This window comes from Micromonospora sp. NPDC049240, assembly GCF_040647835.1.
GTDB lineage: Bacteria > Actinomycetota > Actinomycetes > Mycobacteriales > Micromonosporaceae > Micromonospora.
Window position 1 is genome coordinate 25,908 of the sequence record NZ_JBEZCX010000019.1, and the last position, 22,241, is coordinate 48,148.

Annotated in this window: 20 protein-coding genes and 1 pseudogene; 8 read left to right on the forward strand and 13 right to left on the reverse strand. The window is 72.8% G+C overall.

Annotation, left to right across the window (positions count from 1 at the left end; translation table 11 throughout):
• The first annotated feature begins 24 nt into the window (after window positions 1–24).
• Window positions 25–942 carry an NlpC/P60 family protein gene (locus AB0B02_RS25660; RefSeq protein WP_281936402.1) on the forward strand — a complete coding sequence of 306 codons (918 nt, stop codon included), beginning with the start codon at window positions 25–27 and terminating at the stop codon, window positions 940–942.
• Window positions 943–982: 40 nt separating this feature from the next.
• Here the strand turns inward: AB0B02_RS25660 and AB0B02_RS25665 are convergent, their stop codons facing one another.
• The 3 genes from AB0B02_RS25665 to pnuC form a co-directional block, all read right to left on the reverse strand.
• Window positions 983–1,981: a TerC family protein gene (locus AB0B02_RS25665; protein ID WP_357304285.1), complete on the reverse strand. Its 999-nt coding sequence runs from the start codon at window positions 1,979–1,981 to the stop codon at window positions 983–985.
• A gap of 433 nt (window positions 1,982–2,414) precedes the next feature.
• Window positions 2,415–3,497, reverse strand: a complete 1,083-nt coding sequence (locus AB0B02_RS25670; RefSeq protein WP_357304288.1) for an AAA family ATPase — start codon at window positions 3,495–3,497, stop codon at window positions 2,415–2,417.
• A gap of 55 nt (window positions 3,498–3,552) precedes the next feature.
• The gene (gene pnuC / locus AB0B02_RS25675; RefSeq protein ID WP_357304290.1) at window positions 3,553–4,206 is read right to left on the reverse strand and encodes a nicotinamide riboside transporter PnuC; all 654 of its coding nucleotides are present in this window, start codon (window positions 4,204–4,206) and stop codon (window positions 3,553–3,555) included.
• A gap of 74 nt (window positions 4,207–4,280) precedes the next feature.
• On the opposite strand from pnuC, the gene AB0B02_RS25680 reads away from it, so the two are divergent.
• The gene (locus tag AB0B02_RS25680; protein WP_281936406.1) at window positions 4,281–4,574 is read left to right on the forward strand and encodes an antibiotic biosynthesis monooxygenase; all 294 of its coding nucleotides are present in this window, start codon (window positions 4,281–4,283) and stop codon (window positions 4,572–4,574) included.
• Between the two features lie 184 nt (window positions 4,575–4,758).
• Here AB0B02_RS25680 and AB0B02_RS25685 read toward each other — a convergent pair whose 3' ends face one another.
• The 4 genes from AB0B02_RS25685 to uvrB form a co-directional block, all read right to left on the reverse strand.
• Window positions 4,759–5,658, reverse strand: a complete 900-nt coding sequence (locus tag AB0B02_RS25685; protein WP_281936407.1) for a DUF5753 domain-containing protein — start codon at window positions 5,656–5,658, stop codon at window positions 4,759–4,761.
• 84 nt (window positions 5,659–5,742) lie between these two features.
• Window positions 5,743–6,111, reverse strand: coding sequence for a VOC family protein (locus tag AB0B02_RS25690; RefSeq protein ID WP_357304295.1), 369 nt, complete (start codon window positions 6,109–6,111; stop codon window positions 5,743–5,745).
• Window positions 6,112–6,134: 23 nt separating this feature from the next.
• The gene (locus tag AB0B02_RS25695) at window positions 6,135–6,968 is read right to left on the reverse strand and encodes a helix-turn-helix domain-containing protein (protein WP_357304298.1); all 834 of its coding nucleotides are present in this window, start codon (window positions 6,966–6,968) and stop codon (window positions 6,135–6,137) included.
• 25 nt (window positions 6,969–6,993) lie between these two features.
• Window positions 6,994–9,105, reverse strand: a complete 2,112-nt coding sequence (uvrB, locus tag AB0B02_RS25700) for an excinuclease ABC subunit UvrB (RefSeq protein ID WP_281936410.1) — start codon at window positions 9,103–9,105, stop codon at window positions 6,994–6,996.
• A 306-nt stretch (window positions 9,106–9,411) separates the two neighbouring features.
• Between uvrB and AB0B02_RS25705 the strand changes: the two genes are divergently transcribed.
• A complete protein-coding gene (locus tag AB0B02_RS25705; protein ID WP_357304302.1) occupies window positions 9,412–11,043 on the forward strand; it encodes a hypothetical protein in 1,632 nt (543 codons plus the stop codon).
• Between the two features lie 55 nt (window positions 11,044–11,098).
• Here the strand turns inward: AB0B02_RS25705 and coaE are convergent, their stop codons facing one another.
• Window positions 11,099–12,277: a dephospho-CoA kinase gene (gene coaE / locus AB0B02_RS25710; RefSeq protein WP_357304305.1), complete on the reverse strand. Its 1,179-nt coding sequence runs from the start codon at window positions 12,275–12,277 to the stop codon at window positions 11,099–11,101.
• 205 nt (window positions 12,278–12,482) lie between these two features.
• Window positions 12,483–14,012 (reverse strand): 30S ribosomal protein S1, encoded by a 1,530-nt coding sequence (gene rpsA / locus AB0B02_RS25715; RefSeq protein WP_107157503.1) that lies wholly within the window; start codon window positions 14,010–14,012, stop codon window positions 12,483–12,485.
• A 320-nt stretch (window positions 14,013–14,332) separates the two neighbouring features.
• Between rpsA and AB0B02_RS25720 the strand changes: the two genes are divergently transcribed.
• From AB0B02_RS25720 to AB0B02_RS25735, 4 genes and pseudogenes are all read left to right on the forward strand, one after another.
• Entirely contained in the window at window positions 14,333–15,136 is an 804-nt protein-coding gene (locus AB0B02_RS25720; RefSeq protein WP_281936412.1) for a class I SAM-dependent methyltransferase, read from the forward strand.
• Between the two features lie 56 nt (window positions 15,137–15,192).
• Window positions 15,193–15,795, forward strand: coding sequence for a Uma2 family endonuclease (locus tag AB0B02_RS25725; protein WP_357304310.1), 603 nt, complete (start codon window positions 15,193–15,195; stop codon window positions 15,793–15,795).
• A 41-nt stretch (window positions 15,796–15,836) separates the two neighbouring features.
• A complete protein-coding gene (locus AB0B02_RS25730; protein ID WP_281936414.1) occupies window positions 15,837–16,055 on the forward strand; it encodes a DUF2945 domain-containing protein in 219 nt (72 codons plus the stop codon).
• A pseudogene (locus AB0B02_RS25735) lies at window positions 16,042–16,386 on the forward strand (DUF3140 domain-containing protein); the annotation flags it as partial. The gene AB0B02_RS25730 and the pseudogene AB0B02_RS25735, both read left to right, overlap by 14 nt.
• A 56-nt stretch (window positions 16,387–16,442) precedes the next feature.
• Here AB0B02_RS25735 and polA read toward each other — a convergent pair.
• A complete protein-coding gene (polA, locus tag AB0B02_RS25740) occupies window positions 16,443–19,142 on the reverse strand; it encodes a DNA polymerase I (RefSeq protein WP_281936415.1) in 2,700 nt (899 codons plus the stop codon).
• 115 nt (window positions 19,143–19,257) lie between these two features.
• Between polA and AB0B02_RS25745 the strand changes: the two genes are divergently transcribed.
• Window positions 19,258–19,482: a hypothetical protein gene (locus AB0B02_RS25745; RefSeq protein ID WP_357304315.1), complete on the forward strand. Its 225-nt coding sequence runs from the start codon at window positions 19,258–19,260 to the stop codon at window positions 19,480–19,482.
• A gap of 39 nt (window positions 19,483–19,521) precedes the next feature.
• Here AB0B02_RS25745 and AB0B02_RS25750 read toward each other — a convergent pair whose 3' ends face one another.
• The 3 genes from AB0B02_RS25750 to AB0B02_RS25760 are packed head-to-tail and all read right to left on the reverse strand — an operon-like array spanning window position 19,522 to window position 22,224.
• Window positions 19,522–20,331 (reverse strand): amino acid ABC transporter ATP-binding protein, encoded by an 810-nt coding sequence (locus tag AB0B02_RS25750; RefSeq protein ID WP_357304318.1) that lies wholly within the window; start codon window positions 20,329–20,331, stop codon window positions 19,522–19,524.
• Window positions 20,328–21,314 (reverse strand): amino acid ABC transporter permease, encoded by a 987-nt coding sequence (locus AB0B02_RS25755; RefSeq protein WP_357304321.1) that lies wholly within the window; start codon window positions 21,312–21,314, stop codon window positions 20,328–20,330. Before AB0B02_RS25755 ends, AB0B02_RS25750 begins: the two co-directional genes overlap by 4 nt.
• Window positions 21,315–21,318: 4 nt before the next feature.
• Window positions 21,319–22,224, reverse strand: a complete 906-nt coding sequence (locus AB0B02_RS25760; RefSeq protein ID WP_281936421.1) for an ABC transporter substrate-binding protein — start codon at window positions 22,222–22,224, stop codon at window positions 21,319–21,321.
• Window positions 22,225–22,241: the final 17 nt, after the last annotated feature.

Sequence of the window (22,241 nt, forward strand, 5' to 3'; positions counted from 1 at the left end):
AGGAGCGTGGGAGGAGGGGTGCGGATGACGCCTCAACCGGGCCACCAGGCCGTGGTACGGGTCCCGGTGGCGACCCTGTGGGCAGACCCCGACGCGGTCCGCCCGATCGACGGACCCGCCCTGCGCGACCGCCCCGACGTCGCCGCCTGGGTCGCCGGGATGGATCGCGACCAGTGGGTCGGCGACTGCGTCCTGACCCAGTTGCTGCTCGGCGAGCCGGTGCTGGTCACCGGGGCCGGGCCGGACGGCTGGGTCCGGGTGGTCGCCCTCGGGCAGCCCGCCGCCAAGCTGGACCCTCGCGGCTACCCGGGCTGGATGCGGTCGGCCCACCTGGCCGCGCCCGCCGACACCGGTCCGACCGGGTCCGCGTTGGTGGTCGACGTCCGCCGGACCACACTGCACGAGGCCGCCGGCGGGTCGCCGGCGCTCACCGGGGTGACCCTGGGCACCCACCTCACCTCCGCCGGCCGGCCGGCGGACGGCTGGCGGCCGGTCCGGGCGCCCGGGCGGGTCGAGCCGCTCTGGGCCCCGGAGGGCGACCTGGTGCCGCTGCCCGCCGAGCGGCCCCAGGCCAAGGAGGTGCTCGCGGTCGCCGAGCGGCTGCGCGACCTGGTCTACATCTGGGGCGGCCTGTCCACCGACGGCATCGACTGCTCCGGTCTGGTGCACCTGGCCTGGCGGCGGTACGGCGTCACGCTGCCCCGCGACGCGGACGACCAGGCCGAGGCGACCACGCCGCTGGCGCTGGACGACGAGCGCCCCGGCGACCTCTACTTCTTCGCCCGCCCCGGCCGGCGCATCCACCACGTCGGGATCGTCACGGCCGAGCCGCACGGCGGCCGGCGCCGGATGCTGCACGCCTGCTACCTCACCCGCCGGGTGGTCGAGGAGGAACTGCCCCCGGACCGGGTCGCCACCCTGGTCGGCGCGCACCGCGTCTGACCCGGTGTCCGGGGCGTGTCCGCCCCGGACACCGGCGCGGTCAGCGACGCGCCTCGGCCAGTTCCCGGCGCCGGTCCCGCGACGACTTGGCCAGGCTCGCCACCGTGGCCACGGCCAGCGTGCCGAGGATGACCGTCAGCGAGAGCCAGATCGGGATGTGCGGCGCCCACGCCACGTGCTCACCGCCGTTGATGAACGGCAGGTTGTTGTCGGCCAACGCCTCCAGCACCAGCTTCACGCCGATGAAGCCGAGCACCACGGCCAGCCCGTAGCTGAGGTAGATGAGCCGGTCCAGCAGACCGCCCAGCAGGAAGTAGAGCTGCCGCAGCCCCATCAGCGCGAAGACGTTCGCGGTGAACACCAGGTACGGCTCCTGGGTGATCCCGAAGATCGCCGGGATCGAGTCGAGCGCGAAGATGAGGTCGGTGGTGCCGATCGCGATCATCACGATCAGCATCGGGGTGAACAGTCGCCGCCCGTTCTCCCGGGTGGTCATCTTCGCCCCGTCGAAGTCCCGGGACAGCGGCAGCGCCTTGCGGCTCCACCGGATCAACAGGTTCTCGCTGAACTCGTCCTCGTCCGGCTCGCCCTGTCGGGCCAGGTTCACCGCCGTGTAGATCAGGAACGCGCCGAAGATGTAGAACACCCAGGAGAACTGGGAGATCAGCGCCGAGCCGGCGGCGATGAACCCACCGCGCATCACCAGCGCCAACAGGATGCCGATGAGCAGCACCTTCTGCTGGTACTGCCGGGGCACCCCGAAGCGGGCCATGATGATCACGAAGACGAAGAGATTGTCCACCGAGAGGCTGTATTCGGTCAGCCAGCCGGTGTAGAACTGGCCGGCCACGCTCGGCCCGGCCGTCACCCAGAGCACCACGCCGAAGAGCAGCGCCAGCACCACGTAGAAGCCGACCCACAGGCTGGACTCGCGGACGCTGGGCTCGTGCGGGCGGCGGCCGATGATGAACAGGTCGGCGAGCAGGACCGCGATCATCGCGGTCAGGGTTACCGCCCACACCAATGCGGACACGTTCAAATCCATCCTCCGGCAGACACGCAGCGTCGGGCACACCGTACGCCGGGTGTTGGGCCGGGGTGCGTCGACGCTGACTGTGGTGACTGTCGGAGGTCTCTTCCGCCGGCGCCCGGGTGGACTCCGACCGACGGAGCCGGGTCGAGCGACCGGGGGGTGCTGGCGCTCTTCCGTGCTGACGACTCCGTCACGGGGGAATACTCCCCTCCTCGGCCGCCATTGTTCACCATGCCGGCCCGGTAGCGCATCTCCGGGCGCCGATCTGCCGTCATCGGGTGCCGCTCCTCACGTATTCGCGGGACGTCCTAGGAGGCTAGCCTTTCTCTCCTCGCGCCGGCGGCTCTCGGGCGCGGGCAGCACCGCCGGGTGCCGGCGCGCCCGGCACACTCCGGTGCGGTGCGGTGCGGCGCGGCGCGGCGCGGTGCGGACGAGGGCCTCAGTGGGCGGGCAGCAGCGGGTCGGTGAACGCCCACCCGGCGGCGAGCAGATCCTCGACCGCGGCGACCGCGGTGGCCAGCCGCTCCTCGTGCGTGCCGCGCAGCTCGACCACCGGCACCCCGCTGGCGGCCAGCTCCACGCGGAACCGCCCGGTCATCCACGCCCGCAGGTGTTCCCCGTCGCGCAGGCCGTCGTCGGCGAAGGGCACCCCCTCGTGGTCGGTGAGCAGATAGAGCGCCGGGCGGCGGGCGGCGGCCCGGACCTCGGCCGACGACGACCCCAGGTAGCGCTCCTCCCAGAGCGCGGTGGCCCGGGCGTCGGTGTCGCAGCACAACAGCGGGCCGCTGACCCGTGCCGCGGCGTCCTCGGCGGCCTGCTGCTCGCGTACCACTTCGACGAAGTCGTCCCGGTCCCAGGTGACGTCGAAGACGGTCGCGTCCGGTCGGGAGCGGCGCAGCGTGGCGAGTTTGCGGGCGGTCAGCTCACGGCCGTACTCGGGGACCCAGGCGGTGCGGAAGCGCTCGGCGAGCGCCCGCGTCATGGTCGTGGTGCCGGTGGACTCCGCGCCGACCACCACGACGCGGCGGACCAGCCACGCCCGCACCGGCGCGCTCAGCCACCGCCAGTGCGCCGCCGGGTCCGCGCGCACCGCGGTGCCGGAGACCGGTACCGCCCGCCGCCGCGGGTCCACGTCGACCGCGACCGCGCCGAACCGGCGGGCCAGCTCCCCGCCGTACGCCTCGGAGGAGAAGACGGCGTCCACCGACTCGCCGCCCAGCGCGTCGGCGAACACCGCGCAGTGCAGGTCCCAGACCGCCGGGTCGGCGTAGTCGACCGGATGGTCGTCGTACCGGCCGACGAACCGCACCCACGGCGTGCCGGCGTGCACCTCGCGCAGCCAGGCCAACCGCAGGTCCAGCGGGATCGACTCGCGTCGGGACGGCGCCACCACCACGGTCACCGCCGCGCAGCGGGCCGCGGCGGCCTCGACGAGCGCATGGTGCCCGGCGTGCGGCGGATAGAACTTGCCGACCACCAGGCCGTGCCGGAACCGGCACGGGCCCGCCCCGGTCGCGCTCACGTCGCAGCCAGAGTTCGCGACTGCGGGGCTCGCAGACCCGGCTCACTCCTCGCGCTCACGCAGCCACCGGCGCCGGGCCGGGCGGCACCGGCGTGGCCGCCGCGCGCCGACGCAGGTCCGCCCGCCAGGACCGCAACCCCACCACGCAGAGGGCCAGGAAGATCAGGTACAGGCCGCCGGTCAGCCACAGCCCCTTGTACGCGTAGAGCGGGATGTAGATCAGGTCGGCGGCGATCCACAGCCACCAGCTCTCCACCAGCTTGCGGGTCTGGCCGTAGGTGGCCAGCAGCGACAACGCGGTGGTGACCGCGTCGGCCAGCGGGACGGTCGAGTCGGTGGCCCGGTCCAGCAGCGCCCACAGCCCGGCGGTGAGCAGCAGCCCGGCCAGGCCCAGCGCCCACCACTCCCGCCGCCCGGTGCGGGCCACCGTGAGCCGGCTGCGCCGGGCCCCGCCGAACAGCCAGTGCCACCAGCCGTAGATCCCGAGCACCACGTAGACGAGTTGCAGGCCGGCATCGGCGTACAGGCCGGCGGTCCAGAACAGCAGCATCAGCAGCAGCACGTTGGCGATGCCGACCGCCCAGTTCGCGATGTGCTGGCGGGCGACCAACCAGACGTTGACCACGCCGGTGCCGAAGCCGAGCAGCTCCGCCCAGGTGGTGCCGGCGCCGAACACGGTGAACGCGGTGCCGGTGAGCCAGTCGAGCATGTGGGTGTCCCTCCCCCGCCGCCGGAGCGCCCCCGGAGCGTACCGGGGGTGGCCGGGCATGGGAGGCTTCGGGCATGGTTCTTGAGGTCGCGCTGATCGACGTGACGCCCGGACACGAGGACGACTTCGCCGCCGCCTACGCGCAGGCCCGGCCGATCCTCGCCGAGGTGCAGGGGTGCCGCTCCGTGCGGATGACCCGCGGGGTGGAGTCGCCCACCCGGTTCGTGCTGCTGGTCGAGTGGGACTCGGTGGAGGCGCACGACGTGAACTTCCGGCAGACCGAGCGCTTCGGGCGGTGGCGCGGGCTGATCGGCCCGTACTTCGCCGGCCCGCCGCTGGTCGAGCACTTCGTCGACGTGCCGGCCTGAACTGTCGTACCCCACGCGTAGCCTGCGCGCGACGCGCGGTCACCGGTCCCGACGGGCAACGGGGGCGCCGGGCCCGGTGGGCGCGCGGCGGCCCCGGTTCAGCCCGGCGGGCGCGCGGCGGCCCCGGTTCAGCCCGGCGGGCGCGCGGCGGCCCCGTTTCAGCCCGGCGGGCGCGCGGCGCCCCTCACCCCGGCTCGCGCGCGTCGCGGGGCCGGGGCACCGGCGCGGGGCCGAGCCGCCGAGCCAGCAGCTCGGCCGTCGCGTCCTCCGGCAGCGCCGCCGCGAGCAGCCGCTCGATCACCTGCTCGTAGCGGGCCACATCCGCCTCGCCGACCAGGCGCAGGTCGGTGGTGAGCGTCTCCACCAGCACGGTGCGTGGATCGTCCGGGTCCGGATAGGCGTAGTAGGAGAACGGCGCCAGCGGGTGCAGGTCGTCGCCGGACGAGGCGTCCCGCGGCAGCACCCGGACCGTGACGTGCGACCGCTCGGCCAGCGCCAGCAGATGCCGTAGTTGCTCCCGCCACACCTCGGCCGGCAGGCCGCCCGGCTCGCAGGCCCGCTCGTCGATCAACGCGGTGTAGTGCGGCGGGTCCGGCCGGACCAGCAGTTCCTGGCGCACCGCCCGGGCGCGGACGTCGGCCTCCACGTCCACCCCGTCGGCGACCGACGCGCCGGCCGACACCCGCAGCCGGGCGTACGCCGGGGTCTGTAGCAGGCCGGGCACGAGCGCCGGCTGGTATTCCACGATGCGCTCGGCGCCGGCCTCCAGCTCCGCGTACGCCCGCTGCCGCTCGCCCATCTCGCCCAGCGCCTTGGACCAGCCACGCCCGGTGGCGGCGTCACGCGCGATGACGATCAGATCGTCCCGCTGGTGCGGCGGCACCGCGTAGACGTCGAGCAGGTCGAGCACGTCGGCCAGGTCCGGCCGGCTCTGCCCCAGCTCGATGCGGGACAGCTTCGACGTGGACGCCCAACCGAGCCGGGCGCAGACCTGCTCGAGCGTCAGTGACTCACGGCGGCGCAGCCGGCGCAGCTCGACGCCGAGCCGCACCCGCCGGACGACCGGACTTGCTGACATCGGCATGCGCTCCTCCCAGGGTGGGAGCGTACGCATGACCATCACACACGGCAATACCTCGCTTGCGCAGAGCAACAGACGCCGGGTCGGTCAGGGACGGTACGTGCCGAACGACCAGACCATGCCGACCAGGTCACGGGCGGCGTAGTCGCGGGAGCCGTAATCGGTGTCGAACGGCGACCTGACGATTTCCGCGCCGGCCGCGCGGGCCCGCTCGTGGTGCGCGTCCACGTCGTCGACCGCCAGGTAGACGCGGTAGTCGTCGTCGGCCGGGCGGCTCGCCGGTGCGGGCCCCGGCCCGACCATGACGAGGCCGTCGCCGTGACCGAGCTGGGCGTGGCGCACCGCGCCGTCGGGCCCGGAGTGCAGCTCGTGGATCGTGAGACCGAACGCCGACCGGAGGAATTCGACAGCGGCGTGGACGTCGGGGTACCGGAGGACCGGGTAGATGCTTCGCATGGCACCAGCCTGCCGCGCGCCGGTCAGCCCGGATAGGACGGATGTGATCCGGGCCGGGCCAGCGCCGCCGGCGTGGCCCCGGCGAACGCCTGGAACTCCCGGATCAGATGCGACTGGTCGTAGTAGCCCCAGCGGGCCGCCCGCTCCGCCCAACCCGCCCCGCCCGCGCCGGCGGCCGGCGCGGTGAGCACCGTGCGACCCAGACCGGCGTACGCCCGCTCGAAGCGCAGGAGCCGGGCCACCGTCCGCGGCGGCAGCCCGAACTCCTGACGGAACCGGACCGCCAGGTGACGACGGGACCAGCCGATCTCGTCGGCCAGCGCGGCGACGCCGACCGCTCCCCCGCTGACGTCGAGCCGCCGCCACGCCGCCCGCAGCCGACCGTCGACCGGGTCGGTGGCCGCCAGCCGGGCGGCGAGGGCGGCGTCGAGCCGGGCGAAGCGCTCCGCCCAGCCGGCCGCGCCGGCCAGCGCGTCCCGCAGGTCGGTCAGCCAGCCGGCGACCCGGTCGACCGGGACCACCCGGTTGGCCAACTCGCCGAGCGGCAGCCCGAGCACCCGGCGCGCCGCCGGGGCGGTCAGGACCACCTGCACGCCGACTCCCGTGCCGGCGGTACGGGTGGCGCACCAACCGTCGAACGGGCCGGCCAGGAACGCGTTGCCGGACACGCCGCGGCCGGCCCCCCGCGGATCGTGCACGTCGAGCGGGTCGCCCCAGCCCAGGATCAGCACCACGAACGCGCCGGCCACCTCGCGGCGCACCAGCGGCGCCGGCGCGTCCTCCCGGTAGCCGAGGTACCGGTCCACCCAGGGACGCAGCCGCGCGTCGGGACGCCCGACGACCGCCTCGGTCAGCATCCCGCCCTCCCGGCCGGCAGGCCGCTCACCGCACCCCGGCCGCGTCCATCCCGCGCAACTCCTTCTTGAGGTCGGCGACCTCGTCGCGGATCCGCGCCGCCAGCTCGAACTGGAGCTCCCGGGCGGCGGCCAGCATCTGGTCGTTGAGCTCCTGGATGAGGTTGGCCAGATCGGCCCGGGCCATCCCCTCCCGGGACGGGGTCGCCGCGCCGCCCCGGCCACCGCGGCTGCGGGTCTCCTTGACCGGCGCCTTGCCCCGGGACAGCTGCCGCGCGGCGCCGCCGACGGTGGTGGCCTCGGTGTCCTCCGCCTCGCGGTAGATGTCGTCGAGGATGTCGTGGATCTTCTTGCGCAGCGGCTCGGGGCTGATGCCGTGGGCCTCGTTGTGCGCGATCTGCTTGGCCCGACGCCGGTTCGTCTCGTCGATCGCCGACGCCATCGACGGGGTGATCTTGTCGGCGTACATGTGGACCTGGCCGGAGACGTTCCGGGCCGCGCGGCCGATGGTCTGGATCAGCGACCGGCCGCTGCGCAGGAAGCCCTCCTTGTCGGCGTCGAGGATCGCCACCAGCGAGACCTCGGGCAGGTCGAGGCCCTCCCGGAGCAGGTTGATGCCGACCAGCACGTCGTAGTCACCCTTGCGCAGCTCACTCAGCAGCTCGACCCGGCGCAGCGTGTCCACCTCGGAGTGCAGGTAGCGCACCCGGATGCCGTTCTCCAGCAGGTAGTCGGAGAGGTCCTCGGCCATCTTCTTGGTCAGCGTGGTGACCAGCACCCGCTCGTCGCGCTCGGTGCGCAGCTTGATCTCGTGCATCAGGTCGTCGATCTGCCCCTTGGTCGGCTTCACCACCACCTCGGGGTCGATCAGACCGGTGGGCCGGATCACCTGCTCGACGAACTCGCCCTGGGCCTGCTCCAGCTCCCACGGGCCCGGGGTGGCGGAGAGGAAGACCGACTGACCCACCCGTTCCAGGTATTCGTCGAAGCGCAGCGGCCGGTTGTCGGCGGCGCTGGGCAGCCGGAAGCCGTGGTCGATAAGCATCCGCTTGCGGGAGGCGTCGCCCTCGTACATGCCACCGATCTGCGGGATGGTGACGTGCGACTCGTCGACCACGGTGAGGAAGTCGTCGGGGAAGTAGTCGAGCAAACAGTGCGGCGGACTGCCGGGCAACCGGCCGTCCATGTGCATCGAGTAGTTCTCGATGCCGGAGCAGAAGCCGACCTGACGCATCATCTCGATGTCGTAGGTGGTGCGCATGCGCAGTCGCTGCGCCTCCAGCAGCTTGCCCTGCCGCTCCAGCTCGGCCAGCCGCTCGGCCAGCTCGGCCTCGATGTCGCGGATCGCCCGCTCCATCCGCTCCGGGCCGGCGGCGTAGTGCGTGGCCGGGAAGATCACCAGGCTGTCGACCTCGCGGACCACGTCCCCGGTCAACGGGTTGAGGTAGTAGAGCTTCTCGATCTCGTCGCCGAACAGCTCGATCCGGACGGCGAGCTCCTCGTACGCCGGGATGATCTCCAGTGTGTCGCCGCGGACCCGGAACGTGCCGCGTTGGAAGGCCATGTCGTTGCGGGTGTACTGGATGTCGACCAGCCGGCGCAGCAACTGGTCCCGGTCGAGCTCCTGCCCCACCTTGGCCCGCACCGCGCGGTCGAGGTATTCCTCCGGCGTGCCGAGGCCGTAGATCGCCGACACGGTGGCCACCACGATGACGTCGCGTCGGGTGAGCAGCGACATGGTCGCCGAGTGCCGCAGCCGCTCCACCTCCTCGTTGATCGAGGAGTCCTTCTCGATGTAGGTGTCGGTCTGCGGGATGTAGGCCTCGGGCTGGTAGTAGTCGTAGTAGGAGACGAAGTATTCCACCGCGTTGTGCGGCAGCAGCTCGCCGAACTCCTTGGCGAGCTGGGCGGCGAGCGTCTTGTTGGGGGCGAGCACCAGCGTGGGCCGTTGGAGCCGCTCGACCAGCCACGCCGTGGTGGCGCTCTTGCCGGTGCCGGTCGCGCCCAGCAGCACCGTGTTGCGGTCGCCGCGGCGCACGCGACGCTCAAGATCGTCGATGGCTGCCGGCTGGTCGCCGGCCGGCTGGAACTCGCTGACCACCTGGAAGCGGCCGTCGAGCCGGGGAATGTCGAGCGCCATGTCACCAACGGTACGCCCGCGGTCCGACACTTCCCCGCCGACCACGGATCGTCCCTGACCGGCTTCGATATTCCCATTGTGTGGCTCATCTCACCGGACTACCCTCGTACCGTAGGCCGCTCGCGGCGGCCGACCGGGCCGGTGGCCGCCTCCCTCGCGGGGGCCCGGCCGCCCCCGGCGCCGAAGGCCGCAGCACCCGGGACGACCGGCGTGCGCGCCCATGGTGGTCGCGCCGAGAGGCGCTCACCGGCCGCCGCGAGCGCCCCTGCGTCGTCACCCGTGACCCCGCAGCCGCGTTGTCCCCTCGTGGAGCCCTCTCCCGACCGCCGGCCGCGCCGTGACCGCGCGCCCGGCACCGGCGCGTCCACCCCGCCGCCGGAGCCGGGCCGGCCGCCCGCACCGCCGCGCCCGCACCGGGTCACCGCGCGCGGCGACGCCGACCAGCACGTGCCGCGCGAGCCCGGCCGAGGCCACCGCCGATCCCGCACCAGTGTCCCGACCCGGCCCGGCACCACGGCCGGCCGCCGGCGGCGCGGCGGCGCCGCGACCGGCCCGAGACCGGCCGGCACCGCCCGAGCGGGCGACGATCCCGCGCTGGACGGGGCGGGCGACCCACCGGACCGACCTGCCCGCCGACGCGCTGCGCTGGCCTCGCTCGTGCTGGCCGCCGCCGCCTCGGCGACCCTCCTGGTCGCCGGGCTGCCCGGCGCGTCCCCACCGCGGTCGGGCCCGGCGGACCGCCCGCTCACCGCCGACGAGGCCGAGCGGGTGGCCGCGCTGCGGGTGACCAACGTACGGGACCTGCGCGCCGGCGTCCGGGGCACGGTCGGCGCCGGCCGGGACCGGATCGAACTGCTCGGCTGGGTCGACTGGGCCCGGCCGCTGCTCTACCTGGACGTCGGCGGACCCGGCGCGGGCGCCGACCGGGGGCTCGTCCAGGCCACCACGGCGGCGCTGTTGGTCCGCCCGGCCCCGGCCGCGCTGCCCACGCCGGCGCGACCACCGCTGGTGCCGCCGCCCGACCGGTGGCGGCTCCGCGAACCGCCGGCCGGCCGAGGGTTGGCCGCCGTCCGCGACCTGCTGCTCGGGCTGGGCGCGGACCGGCTCGACCCGGTCGCGCGGGACGGCCGTTGGCTGCGCCGGGAGAGCCTCGCCGGCGTCCCGGTGGACGTGCTCCGGGCACCGCTGGCCGCCCCGTCGGGCGACCCGCGGCCGACGCTCTGGCTGGACCGGGACGCCCGACTGCACCGGTTGGCCGGGCGGCTGCCCGACGGCACGCCGGTCACCGTCGACCTGGAGCGTGCCGACCGGCCCGCCCCGCACCCGGTGGACGCGCTCGGCGGCCGGGCCGGGCAGCCCCGGCCGCTGACCGACGACGAGGCGGACCGGCTGGCCGGGCTGCCCGCCCGGCTGCGGCGCGCCGGCGGCGCGGCGGTGACCGTGGCCGCCCCGCTCGACCCGTCCACCACCCTGCACGGGGTGGGCACGCTGAGCTGGTCGACGCCGTCGGCGTACCTCACGGTGACCGACGACGACACCGGCCGGCGTACGCTGCGACGGGCCGGACCGGGCGGGGTGGCCCACGCGCAGGCGTCCCCCGACGGGCCCGGCACGCCGCCGCCGATGCCCGGCGGGTTGCTCACGGCCGCCGCCCGGCCGCCCACCGACGCCCTCGACCGGCTCCTCGAGGCCGCGCTGCGGGCCGGCACCCGCCCACCGGACCGACCGGCGCTACGGATCCGGGCGGACGCGACCGCAGGCCGTGCGGTGGACGTCATCGAGGTGCCGGGCGGCCTGCGCTGGTGGCTGGACCGGGCCGGACTGCCCCACCGCCTGGAACTACGCACCCCCGAAGACGTGTGGATCCACCTCACCCTCACCTCCACCCCGCCGAAGCGCGCAGATTCCCGGAAAGTGGGGCCATCCGACGCGGAATGAGCACGCTTTCCGTGAATCTGGGGCCAGCGGGGCGGCGGGGCGGGAGGGGTGGAGGTCAGGGGTGCCAGCCGGTCTGGGCGGCCCAGTCCTCGGCGCGCAGGTGCTCCTCGTCGAACCAGGGATCGGTGAGCGTGCCGTGCGCCGCGCTGTCCGGCGCGGCAGCCACCAGGTCCCGCTTCACCTGGAGGTACGCGGCCCGGCGCGCCGGGTCCGCGCGGAGGTGGTCGCGCATCAGCAGCGCGTACCGCCAACCGGCCGAGCCGGCCACCCGCAGATGCAGCAGCACCGGGCGACCCGGGTCAGCGCCGCCGTGCAGCCGCTTCACCCACCGCACCCGGTCGGGGCGACGCGGCGCGTCCCGCCACTCGCCGGGCAGCCGGGGGAAGCCCGCCTCGGCCAGCCGGTCGGCGAGCGGACCGTCCGCCTCCGCCAGCGAGGGGACGGTGAGCTGGATGTCGATGACATCCGGCGCGGCCAGGCCGGGCACGGCGGTGGAGCCGACGTGGTCGACCCGGAGGTCGCCACCGGCCGCGTGGTGGATCCGCGCGGCCAGCCGGGCGTACTGCGCGGGCCAGGTCGGATCCGGCTCGGTCAACGTCGACGGCTCGGCCCGGACGGCGTGCCGCTCGCGGACGTTGCGCTCGTAGGGCAGCAACCGGTGCCGCCAGAGGTCGTCCACCGCGTCGTGCAGGTCGGTCAGTGTGCCGTCGTTGGTGAGCAGCACATCCGCCACCGCCGCCCGGCGGGCGTCATCGGCCTGCGCGGCGATCCGCCGCTCGGCCTCGGCCGGGTCCATGCCCCGGTCCCGGGACAACCGCGCCAGCCGGGTCGGCACCGCCGTCTGCACCACCAGCACCAGGTGGTACGTGGGTGCGAGCCCGACCTCGACCAGCAGTGGCACGTCGTTGACCACCACCGCGTCGGCGGGCGCGGCGGCGACCAGCGCGGCGGCCCGCGCCCGGACCCGGGGATGGGTGATCGCCTCCAGCCGGCGTCGGGCGGTCTCGTCGGCGAAGACCAGCGCGCCCAGCGCGGCCCGGTCCAGCGAGCCGTCCGGGCCCAGGACCCGGTCGGAGAACGCGGCGACCACCTCGGCCAGCCCTTCGGTGCCGGGCGCGACCACCTCGCGGGCGATCCGGTCCGAGTCGACGACCACCGCGCCGAGCGCGGCGAGGCGGGCCGCCACCGCGCTCTTGCCGGATCCGATCCCGCCCGTCAGCCCCACCTTCAGCATCCGGACAGTCAACCGGATCACCGGACACATGCCAAACAGGCCGCCGCCTCCACGTCGACCGGGACGGCCCGCGAGCGGCGTCCGCACGTGTCCACGACGCGGGCCCCGCCCCCGGCGCTCCGCTGGTGCGGAACGCGGGGACGGGGCCCGTCGTCAGAGGCAGCCGCTGGTGCGTCCGGATGGACGAACCGGCGTCAGCGACCGGTCACTTGCCGCCGGCGAGCTTCTCCCGCAGTGCGGCGAGCGCCTCGTCGGTGGCCAGCGTGCCGGCCGGCTCCTCGGCCTGACGGCTCGGGGCCGACGAGGTCGAGGTGGTGGTGCTGGTGGCCGGCGGAGCCGGGTTGGCCGCGGCCTCGGCGTCGGCGGCGCGGGAGGTCTGCACCTGCTTGGTGTGGGCCTCCCAGCGCTGACGCGCCTCGGCGTACTGGTTCTCCCAGGTCTCGCGCTGCTTGTCGTAGCCCTCGAGCCACTCGCCCGTCTCCGGGTCGAAGCCCTCCGGGTAGATGTAGTTGCCCTCGTTGTCGTACGTCGCGGCCATGCCGTAGAGGGTCGGGTCGAAGTGCTCCTCGCCCTCGACGAAGCCCTCGTTGGCCTGCTTGAGCGACAGCGAGATCCGGCGGCGCTCCAGGTCGATGTCGATGACCTTGACCATGACCTCGGAGCCGACCTGCACGACCTGCTCCGGGATCTCCACGTGGCGCTCGGCCAGCTCGGAGATGTGGACCAGGCCCTCGATGCCGTCGTCCACCCGGACGAACGCGCCGAACGGCACCAGCTTGGTGACCTTACCCGGCACGATCTGCTGGATCGCGTGGGTGCGGGCGAACTGACGCCACGGGTCCTCCTGGGTCGCCTTCAGCGACAGCGAGACCCGCTCGCGGTCCAGGTCGACGTCCAGGACCTCGACCTCGACCTCCTGGCCCACCTCGACGACCTCGGACGGGTGGTCGATGTGCTTCCAGGACAGCTCGGAGACGTGCACGAGGCCGTCCACGCCGCCCAGGTCGACGAACGCGCCGAAGTTGACGATCGAGGAGACGACGCCCTTGCGGACCTGCCCCTTCTGGAGCTTGTTGAGGAACTCGGTGCGCACCTCGGACTGCGTCTGCTCCAGCCAGGCCCGGCGGGACAGGACCACGTTGTTGCGGTTCTTGTCCAGCTCGATGATCTTGGCTTCGAGCTCGCGGCCGACGTACGGCTGGAGGTCACGCACCCGCCGCATCTCGACAAGCGACGCGGGCAGGAAGCCGCGCAGGCCGATGTCGAGGATGAGACCACCCTTGACGACCTCGATGACCGAGCCGCGGACGACCCCGTCCTCGTCCTTGATCTTCTCGATCGTGCCCCAGGCCCGCTCGTACTGCGCCCGCTTCTTGGAGAGGATCAGCCGACCCTCCTTGTCCTCCTTCTGGAGGACGAGGGCCTCGATGTGGTCGCCGACCGAAACAACCTCGGCCGGGTCCACGTCGTGCTTGATCGACAGCTCCCGAGAGGGGATCACGCCCTCGGTCTTGTAGCCGATGTCGAGCAGGACCTCGTCCCGATCGACCTTGACGACGGTGCCTTCGACAATGTCGCCGTCGTTGAAGTACTTGATGGTCTCGTCGATAGCGGCGAGGAATGCTTCCTCAGAGCCGAGATCGTCGTGCGTGACCTTGTTGGCGCTCGAGGTGGCCTCGATGCTGCTCGTCATGTGGGCGGTTGCTCCGGTCGGATGGGTTGTCACAGCGGGCATGGGTGTCGCGGTGACTCTTCCGCGCCAGCGGATCCGTCGCCGGGCACACCGAACGATCGACGCAAGAAGATCATTAGTGGCTCCGGTGACCGCACACCTGCTCCCTGCCGAGGCACACGATCCGCGAGCGCATCGTCTAGCCTACCCGCTGTATTACCACAGCGTGCAAGCCCTCCCGGGTCCGTGCGACCTCATCCGCTGCGAAAGCGGAGATTTCGCGCGGTAAGGGGCCACTCCTGTCTCGTCCGTCACATCCGCCCCACCCGCAACACGCCGGCCCGCCCGCGACGCGGCGCCCGACCGGCCCTAGCGTGGACTCCGTGGACGACGACAGGGTGACCCGCCGGCGGGTCGGGGCCGCCGAGATCCGCCGGGCCAACCGCGGCTGGTGGGACACCGACGCCGACGCCTACCAGGCCGAGCACGGCACGTTCCTCGGTGACGTCGACTTCGTCTGGTGCCCGGAAGGGCTGCGCGAGGCCGACGCGCGACTGCTCGGCGACGTCACCGGCCGCCGGATCCTCGAACTCGGCGCCGGCGCGGCCGCCGCCGCCCGCTGGCTCGCCGCCCAGGGCGCCCGGCCGGTCGCGCTGGACCTCTCCGCCGGCATGTTGCGGCACGCCGCCGACGCCGCCGACCGCAGCGGGGTACGCGTGCCGCTGGTCCAGGCCGACGCGCTGGCGTTGCCCTTCGGCGACGCCGCCTTCGACACGGTCTGCACCGCGTTCGGCGCGATCCCGTTCGTCGACGACTCGGCGGCGGCGATGCGCGAGGTGGCCCGGGTGCTGCGCCCCGGCGGCCGGTGGGTCTTCTCGGTCACCCACCCGATGCGCTGGATCTTCCTCGACGACCCGGGCGAGGGCGGGCTGACCGCCGTGCACTCGTACTTCGACCGCTCCCCCTACGTCGAGCAGGACGCGCGCGGCGTGGCCACCTACGTCGAGCAGCACCGCACGCTGGGCGACCGCATCCGGGAGCTGGTCGGCGCCGGGTTCCGCCTGCTCGACCTGGTGGAGCCGGAGTGGCCGGCCGGCCACGAGGGGATCTGGGGCCAGTGGAGCCCGCTGCGTGGCCGGCTCTTCCCCGGCACCGCCATCTTCGTGACGGAGAAGCCGACGACCTGAGCGCGTCGCACATCCGGTCCGACCCCGGCCCGGTCCACCGGCGGTACGCTCACCGCATGAGCGCCGAGCCCGTCCCGACATCACCTGGCCCCTGGTGTCCGGACCCGATGCGGCAGCAGCGTGCGGACTACACGCTGGACGACCTGCTCACCCTGCCGGCCGACGCCCCCCGCGTCGAACTCGTCGACGGAGTCATCCAGGTGACACCCTCCCCCACCCTGGGCCACCAGAGCATCTCCAGCCTGTTGTGGCTCTGGCTTCGGTCCCACGCACCGGCCCACCTGCGGGTCGCCCAAGCGGTCGGAGTCGGGCTCAGCCCGAACACCAGCCGGCAACCGGACGTGCTGCTCCACCACGCCGGGCTGCCGAACGACCGGTCGCGCCTGCGCCCGGCCGACGTCGTGCTGGCCGTCGAGATCGTCTCCCCCGGCACCCGGCGGGTGGACCGGTTCGCCAAGCCGGGCGAGTACGCCGCCGCCGGCATCCCGTTCTACTGGCGGATCGAGCAGGACCCGGTGCACCTGTACGCGTACCGCCTCGGTGACCGGATCGGCCCCGGCGGCGAGCGCCAGTACGAGCTGGTGGCCGACGGCAGCGAGGTGGTCGAGTTGGCCGAGCCGTTCGACATCAAGCTGCCGATCGCCGAGATCCGGCCCTGACCGCAGGCGTTACTCGGTCCGGCGGGCGGGTAACCGCCGGCATGGCCGAGAAGGAGTTCCGCGCCGGCGACCACGTCTCCTGGGCCAGCCACAGCGGTCGGGCGTACGGCGTGGTCAAGGAGAAGCTGACCGAGCGCACCCACGTCCGCGGGCATCCGGTGCACGCGTCGCCGGAGCAGCCGCAGTACCGGATCACCAACGACGACTCCGGCCGCGACGTCGCCCACCGACCGGAGGTGCTCCGCGATGAGTCGCAGTGAGGACCCGCAGCAGACGTACCGCGAGTTCACCGACGCGGTGAACATGAAACCCGCCGAGCTGACCCGCTGGCTGGAGACCGACGAGTCCAAGCACGTCGGCTGGCACAAGCCGGGCACCAAGGGCGGCGAATCGGTCGGGCACGACTCCGGCCGCCGGATCGTGGACCTGCTGCGCCGCAAGCGCGACCAGCTCACCGCCGCCGACTACAAGCACATGCGCAAGGTGGTCGGCTACGTGCACCGGCACCTGGCCCAGCGCCCGTCCGGCGACGTGCGCGACACGAGGTGGCGCTGGTCGCTGATGAACTGGGGCCACGACCCGCTCAAGGGCTGAGCGTCCAACCGTTTTTGACCCTGCCGTCGACGGCAGGGTCAAGGAGGGGGCGGTCAGTGGTCGGCGCTGTTCCAGTCGCGGCCCTCGCCGACCGACACCTCCAGCGGCACCGACAGCGGGTACGCCGCGCCCATCTCCTTGCGCACCAGCGCCTCCAGCGCCTCCCGCTCCCCCGGGGCGACCTCGAAGACCAACTCGTCGTGCACCTGGAGCAGCATCCGGGAACGCAGCCCGGCGTCGCGCAGCGCGCTGTCGACGTGCAGCATGGCGACCTTGATGATGTCGGCCGCCGAGCCCTGGATCGGGGCGTTGAGCGCCATCCGCTCGGCCATCTCCCGGCGTTGCCGGTTGTCGCTGACCAGGTCGGGCAGGTAGCGGCGGCGACCCAGGATGGTGGAGGTGTAGCCGTCCTGCCGGGCCCGGGCCACCACCTCGTGGAGGTAGTCGCGGACGCCACCGAACCCGGCGAAGTAGTTCTCCATCAGCCCGCGGGCCTCCTCGGCGGAGATGCCGAGCTGCTGGGACAGGCCGAACGCGCTCAACCCGTACGCCAGGCCGTAGTTCATCGCCTTGATCTTGCGGCGCTGGTCGGCGGTGACGTCGCCGACCTCGACGGTGAAGACCGAGGAGGCGGTCGCGGCGTGGAAGTCGTGCCCGGAGTTGAACGCCTCGACAAGCGCCTCGTCGGCGGACAGGTGCGCCATGATCCGCATCTCGATCTGGCTGTAGTCGGCGGTGAGCAGGCATTCGTAGCCCTCGCCGACCACGAACGCGCGCCGGATCCGCCGCCCCTCCTCGGTGCGGATGGGGATGTTCTGGAGGTTCGGCTCGGTGGACGACAGCCGCCCGGTCGCGGCCACCGTCTGGTTGAACGTGGTGTGGATCCGGCCGTCGTCGGAGACGGACTTGAGCAGCCCGTCGACCGTCGACTTGAGCTTGGCGACGTCGCGGTGGCGCAGCAGGTGGTGCAGGAGCGGATGCTCGGTCTGCGCGTAGAGCCACTGGAGGGCGTCGGCGTCGGTGGTGTAGCCGGTCTTGATCCGCTTCGTCTTGGGCAGCGCCAGCTCGGTGAAGAGGATCTCCTGCAACTGCTTCGGCGAGCCCAGGTTGAACTCCCGGCCGACCACGGCGTACGCGCTCTGCGCGGCGGCCTTCACCTCGGCGGCGAAGTGCGCCTCCAGCTCGGACAGGTAGTCGGTGTCGGCGGCGATGCCGGTGCGTTCCATGGCGGCGAGCACCCGCATCAGCGGCAGCTCCACCTCGGCCATCAGCCGGGCGGACTGCTCGCCGTCCCGGGACAGTTCGGCGTCGATCGCGTCGGCCAGGTCGAGCGTGGCCCGGGCCTGGAGCATCAGGTTCTGCTCGGCCGCGTCCTCGTCGCCGAACCCGTCCAGGGTGAGCTGGCCGGTCTCCGGCGCGTCGACGCGCAGCTCCCGGTGCAGGTATCGAAGCGCCAGGTCGGTGAGGTCGTAGGAACGCTGGTCGGGACGGGCCAGGTAGGCGGCGATCTGGGTGTCGCGGGCGATGCCCCGCAGCTCCCAGCCGTGCGCGGCGAACGCCAGCACCGCCGGCTTGCTGTCGTGCAGCACCTTGGGCCGCCCGGCGTCGGCCAGCCAGCCGGCCAGCGCGGCCTCGTCGTCGGCGGCCAGCCGGCTCGGATCGAACCAGGCGCCCGCGCCGTCGGTGGTGGCCAGCGCCATCCCGGTCACGGTCGCGGTGTGCCGGCGGTTGGGCCCGGTGTCGAGCGTGGCCGCCAGGCCGACCGACGTGCCGGCCGGGGCGTGCGTGCCGAGCCAGCCGGCGAGCGCGCCCGGCTCGGTCAGCACCTCGCCGGCCAGCTCGAAGCCGGCCTCGGCCTCCGGCTCGACGGCTTCGAGATACTGGTAGAGCCGGTCGCGCAGGATGCGGAACTGGAGCGTGTCGAACACCTGGTGCACGGCCTCGCGGTCCCAGCCCTGCCAGCGGGCGTCCTCGGGACGCACCGGCAGCTCCAGGTCGGTGACCAGGCAGTTGATCTCGTAGTTGCGGATCACGTCGGCGAGCCGCTCGCGCAGGCTGTCGCCCGCCTTGCCCTTGATCTCGTCGGCGCGCGCCACCACGCCCTCGACCCCGTCGTACAGGTTGATCCACTTGGCCGCGGTCTTCGGGCCGACCCCGGGCACGCCGGGCAGGTTGTCGCTGGTCTCGCCGACCAACGCGGCCAGGTCGCGGTAGCGGCCGGGGGTGACGCCGTACTTCGCCTCGACCGCCGCCGGGTCCATCCGGGCCAGGTCGGAGACGCCCTTGCGCGGGTAGAGCACGGTGACCTGGTCGCCGACGAGCTGGAACGCGTCCCGGTCGCCGGTGGTGATCAGCACGTCCATGCCCTGGTCGCGGGCCTGGCAGGCGAGCGTGGCGATGACGTCGTCGGCCTCGTAGCCCTCCTTCTCGACCACCGGCACCCGCAGCGCGGCGAGAACCTCCTTGACCAGGCTGACCTGGCCCTTGAAGTCGGTCGGGGTCTCGCTGCGGCCGGCCTTGTATTCGGAGTACTTCTCCGTGCGGAAGGAGCGGCGGGAGACGTCGAACGCCACCACGATGTGGGTCGGTTGCTCGTCGCGCAACACGTTGATCAACATCGAGGTGAAGCCGTAGACGGCGTTGGTCGGCTGCCCCGTGGTGGTGGAGAAGTTTTCCACCGGCAGGGCGAAGAACGCCCGATATGCCAGGGAGTGTCCGTCGACGAGGAGCAGGCGCGGCGTCGTAGCTGTCACGGCAGCGACTCTAGTCCGTGACCCCGACATCCCCGGCACCCGCAACCCCCACGGATCGCGACCGGGCCGCTACGGTATGGAGATCAGTCGATGGCATTTTCACAAGGAGGACCCGATGCGACGATGGGGTGTCCGAATCCTGGCACCGGTGCTCGCCACGGCCGGCATGGTGGCCGCGTTCAGCGGGCCGGCGTTCGCCGGCTGGGTCAGCGGCGGGGTCTACGCGACCCAGTCGAAGTGCATCTCGGTCGGGCAGTCCCGGGTCAGCAGCGGCATCTACCAGACGTACGTCTGCGAGTCGCAGAGTCCCGGCTGGCTGCTCCGGGGCTTCGTGAACTGACCGGCGGGGTCCGGTGCGGCCCACGCCGCACCGGACCCGTCAGAGCACCTTGGCCAGGAACGCCTGGGTCCGCTCGTGCTTCGGCGCCGAGATCACCTCACGCGGGTCGCCCTGCTCGACGACCACCCCGCCGTCCATGAAGACCAGGTGGTCGCCGACCTCCCGGGCGAAGCCGATCTCGTGGGTCACCACGATCATCGTCATGCCGTCGCGGGCCAGGTCCTTCATCGTGTCCAGCACCTCGCCCACCAGCTCCGGGTCGAGCGCGCTGGTCGGCTCGTCGAAAAGCATCAGCTTCGGCCGCATGGCCAGCGCCCGGGCGATCGCCACCCGCTGCTGCTGGCCGCCGGAGAGCTGACCCGGGTACGCGCCGAGCTTGTCCCCCAGCCCGACCCGTTCCAGCAGCTCCGCGGCGTGCTCCCGGGCCTGCGCCTTCTTCACCTGGCGCAGCAGCAGCGGCGCCTCGGTGACGTTCTGCAGCACGGTCATGTGCGGGAACAGGTTGAACCGCTGGAACACCATGCCGATCGCCCGGCGCTGCGCGGCCACCTCCTTGTCCCGCATCTCGTGCAGCTTCCCGCCGCGCTCCCGGTAGCCGATCAGGTCGCCGTCCACCCAGATCCGGCCGGCGTCGATCTTCTCCAGGTGGTTGATGCAGCGCAGGAACGTCGACTTGCCGGAGCCGGAGGGCCCGAGCAGGCAGCACACCTCGCCGGCGCGGACCTCCAGGTCGATGCCCTTGAGCACCTCCAGCGGCCCGAACGACTTGTGCACCTGTTCGGCGCGCACCATCAGACCGGACCCGGCCGTCGGCGCGGTGGCCTGCGTGGGCACGATCAGCTCGGTCATGGTGTTCCCGCCCCTCCGGCGCCGCCGCCACCGGTCTCCGCGGCCAGCGTGCGCAGCCGCGCCCGGGCCCGTTGCGTGGTCCCGTAGCCCTTGCCGAAGTGGCGCTCCAGGAAATACTGCCCGACCAGCAGGATGCTGGTCAGGAACAGGTACCAGAGGCAGGCGGCGACGTACATCGGGAAGATCTGGAACGTCCGCTTGCCGACGGCGTCGAGCTGGAAGAACAGTTCTACGCTGACCGGCACGTAGAGCAGCAACGACGTGTCCTTGAGCATGGCGATGGTCTCGTTGCCGGTCGGCGGGATGATCACCCGCATCGCCTGCGGCAGCACCACCCGGCGCAGCAACTGGCCCCGGCTCAGGCCGAGCGCCTGGGCCGCCTCGGTCTGTCCCGGATCCACCGACTGGATGCCGGCCCGGACGATCTCCGCCATGTACGCGGCCTCGGAGAGCGCCAGCCCGAGCAGGCCGGCCATGAAGCCGGTGAGGATGTCCCGGGAGGAGAACCCGAACAACCGCAGTTGCAGGTTGTCGATGCCGAACAACTGGCCGAGCTGGGTGTCGAACGGCACGCCGAACTCGACCCGGCTCCACAGGATGCCGATGTTGCCGAAGACGGCCAGCAGCACCAGCCGGGGCACGGCCCGGAAGAACCAGGTGTACAGCCACGCCACGCCACGCAGGATCGGGTTGTCGGAGAGCCGCATCACCGCGATCACCACGCCGAGCGTGACGCCGATCAGCATCGCGCTGACCGTCATCAGCACGGTGCCGCGCAGCAGCCCCTCGATGATCGGCGGGCGGAACATCTTGTCGACCATGAAGGGCCAGTTGAAGGCCTTGTTGGTCACCAACAGGTGGACGAACATCGCGGTCAGCACGGCGAGCACCGCCACCGCGATCCAGCGTCCCGGGTGCCGCACGGGCACGGCCTTGATCGGTTCCGGCCGTGCCCGTGCGGTTGTCGCTTCCTCGGTGGTCATGTCGTCACGGGTTGATCGCGGGATCCGTGATCGCGCCGTCCCCCACCTTCCACTTGTCGAGCACCTGCTTGTACGAGCCGTCGGTGATCAGCGCCTTGGTGGCGTCGCGCACCGCCTCGGCGAACTGCGCCTGCTCCTTGGCCACCACGTAGCCGTACGGGGCCGCCTCGTACTGCTTGTCCAGCAGCTCCAGGGCGTCCTTGGACTGGGTCACCGCGTACACCCCGACCGGGTAGTCGGCGAGCATCGCGTCGTCCTTGCCGGAGACGACCGCGGCGGTGGCCGCGTCCTGACCCGGGAACTGGTCGATCGTGATGGCCGGCTTGCCGGCGTCGGTGCAGGTCTTGGAACGCTTCTGGATGTCCTCGACCTGGACCGTGTCCTTCTGCACCGCGATCTTCTTGCCGCAGGCGTTGTCCAGCGCCACCCCGGCCGGGTTGCCCTTCTTGGTCACCCACTGGGTGCCGACCTGGAAGTAGCTGACCATGTTGGCCTGGCCCTTGCGCTCGTCGTTGACGGTGAACGACGAGACGCCGACCTCGTACTTGCCCGAGTTGACGCCGTTGATGATGTCGCCGAACGGCGCCGAGACGAACTCCGCCTTCAGGCCGAGCTTGGCCGCCACGGCGGTGAACAGCTCGACGTCGAAGCCGATGACGGTCTTGCCGTCGGAGTCGAGGAACTCGGCCGGGGCGTACGTGGAGTCGGTGCCGACCACGATCTTGCCGTCGGACTTGATCGCGTCGGGCACCTTGGCGGCCAGCGAGGAATCCGCCGTGGCGGTCACGCTCGCGCCGCCGCCGGGCTGCTCGGTCTGCTCCTCCTCACCGCAGGCGGCGAGGGAGAGCAGGAGGACGGCCGCGCCGGCGACGCCGAGCGCCGCCCGACGGCCGGGGCTGGGGTGGAACATGGGGTACTCCTTTTGCG

Bases quoted from the DNA above. Each gene is read 5' to 3' on its own strand.
- AB0B02_RS25660 (WP_281936402.1), top strand. From the start codon at position 25: ATGACGCCTCAACCGGGCCACCAGGCCGTGGTACGGGTCCCGGTGGCG.
- pnuC (WP_357304290.1), bottom strand. From the start codon at position 4,206: ATGCTCGACTGGCTCACCGGCACCGCGTTCACCGTGTTCGGCGCCGGC.
- AB0B02_RS25680 (WP_281936406.1), top strand. From the start codon at position 4,281: ATGGTTCTTGAGGTCGCGCTGATCGACGTGACGCCCGGACACGAGGAC.
- AB0B02_RS25685 (WP_281936407.1), bottom strand. From the start codon at position 5,658: ATGCCGATGTCAGCAAGTCCGGTCGTCCGGCGGGTGCGGCTCGGCGTC.
- AB0B02_RS25690 (WP_357304295.1), bottom strand. From the start codon at position 6,111: ATGCGAAGCATCTACCCGGTCCTCCGGTACCCCGACGTCCACGCCGCT.
- AB0B02_RS25695 (WP_357304298.1), bottom strand. From the start codon at position 6,968: ATGCTGACCGAGGCGGTCGTCGGGCGTCCCGACGCGCGGCTGCGTCCC.
- uvrB (WP_281936410.1), bottom strand. From the start codon at position 9,105: ATGGCGCTCGACATTCCCCGGCTCGACGGCCGCTTCCAGGTGGTCAGC.
- coaE (WP_357304305.1), bottom strand. From the start codon at position 12,277: ATGCTGAAGGTGGGGCTGACGGGCGGGATCGGATCCGGCAAGAGCGCG.
- rpsA (WP_107157503.1), bottom strand. From the start codon at position 14,012: ATGCCCGCTGTGACAACCCATCCGACCGGAGCAACCGCCCACATGACG.
- AB0B02_RS25725 (WP_357304310.1), top strand. From the start codon at position 15,193: ATGAGCGCCGAGCCCGTCCCGACATCACCTGGCCCCTGGTGTCCGGAC.
- AB0B02_RS25730 (WP_281936414.1), top strand. From the start codon at position 15,837: ATGGCCGAGAAGGAGTTCCGCGCCGGCGACCACGTCTCCTGGGCCAGC.
- AB0B02_RS25745 (WP_357304315.1), top strand. From the start codon at position 19,258: ATGCGACGATGGGGTGTCCGAATCCTGGCACCGGTGCTCGCCACGGCC.
- AB0B02_RS25750 (WP_357304318.1), bottom strand. From the start codon at position 20,331: ATGACCGAGCTGATCGTGCCCACGCAGGCCACCGCGCCGACGGCCGGG.
- AB0B02_RS25755 (WP_357304321.1), bottom strand. From the start codon at position 21,314: ATGACCACCGAGGAAGCGACAACCGCACGGGCACGGCCGGAACCGATC.
- AB0B02_RS25760 (WP_281936421.1), bottom strand. From the start codon at position 22,224: ATGTTCCACCCCAGCCCCGGCCGTCGGGCGGCGCTCGGCGTCGCCGGC.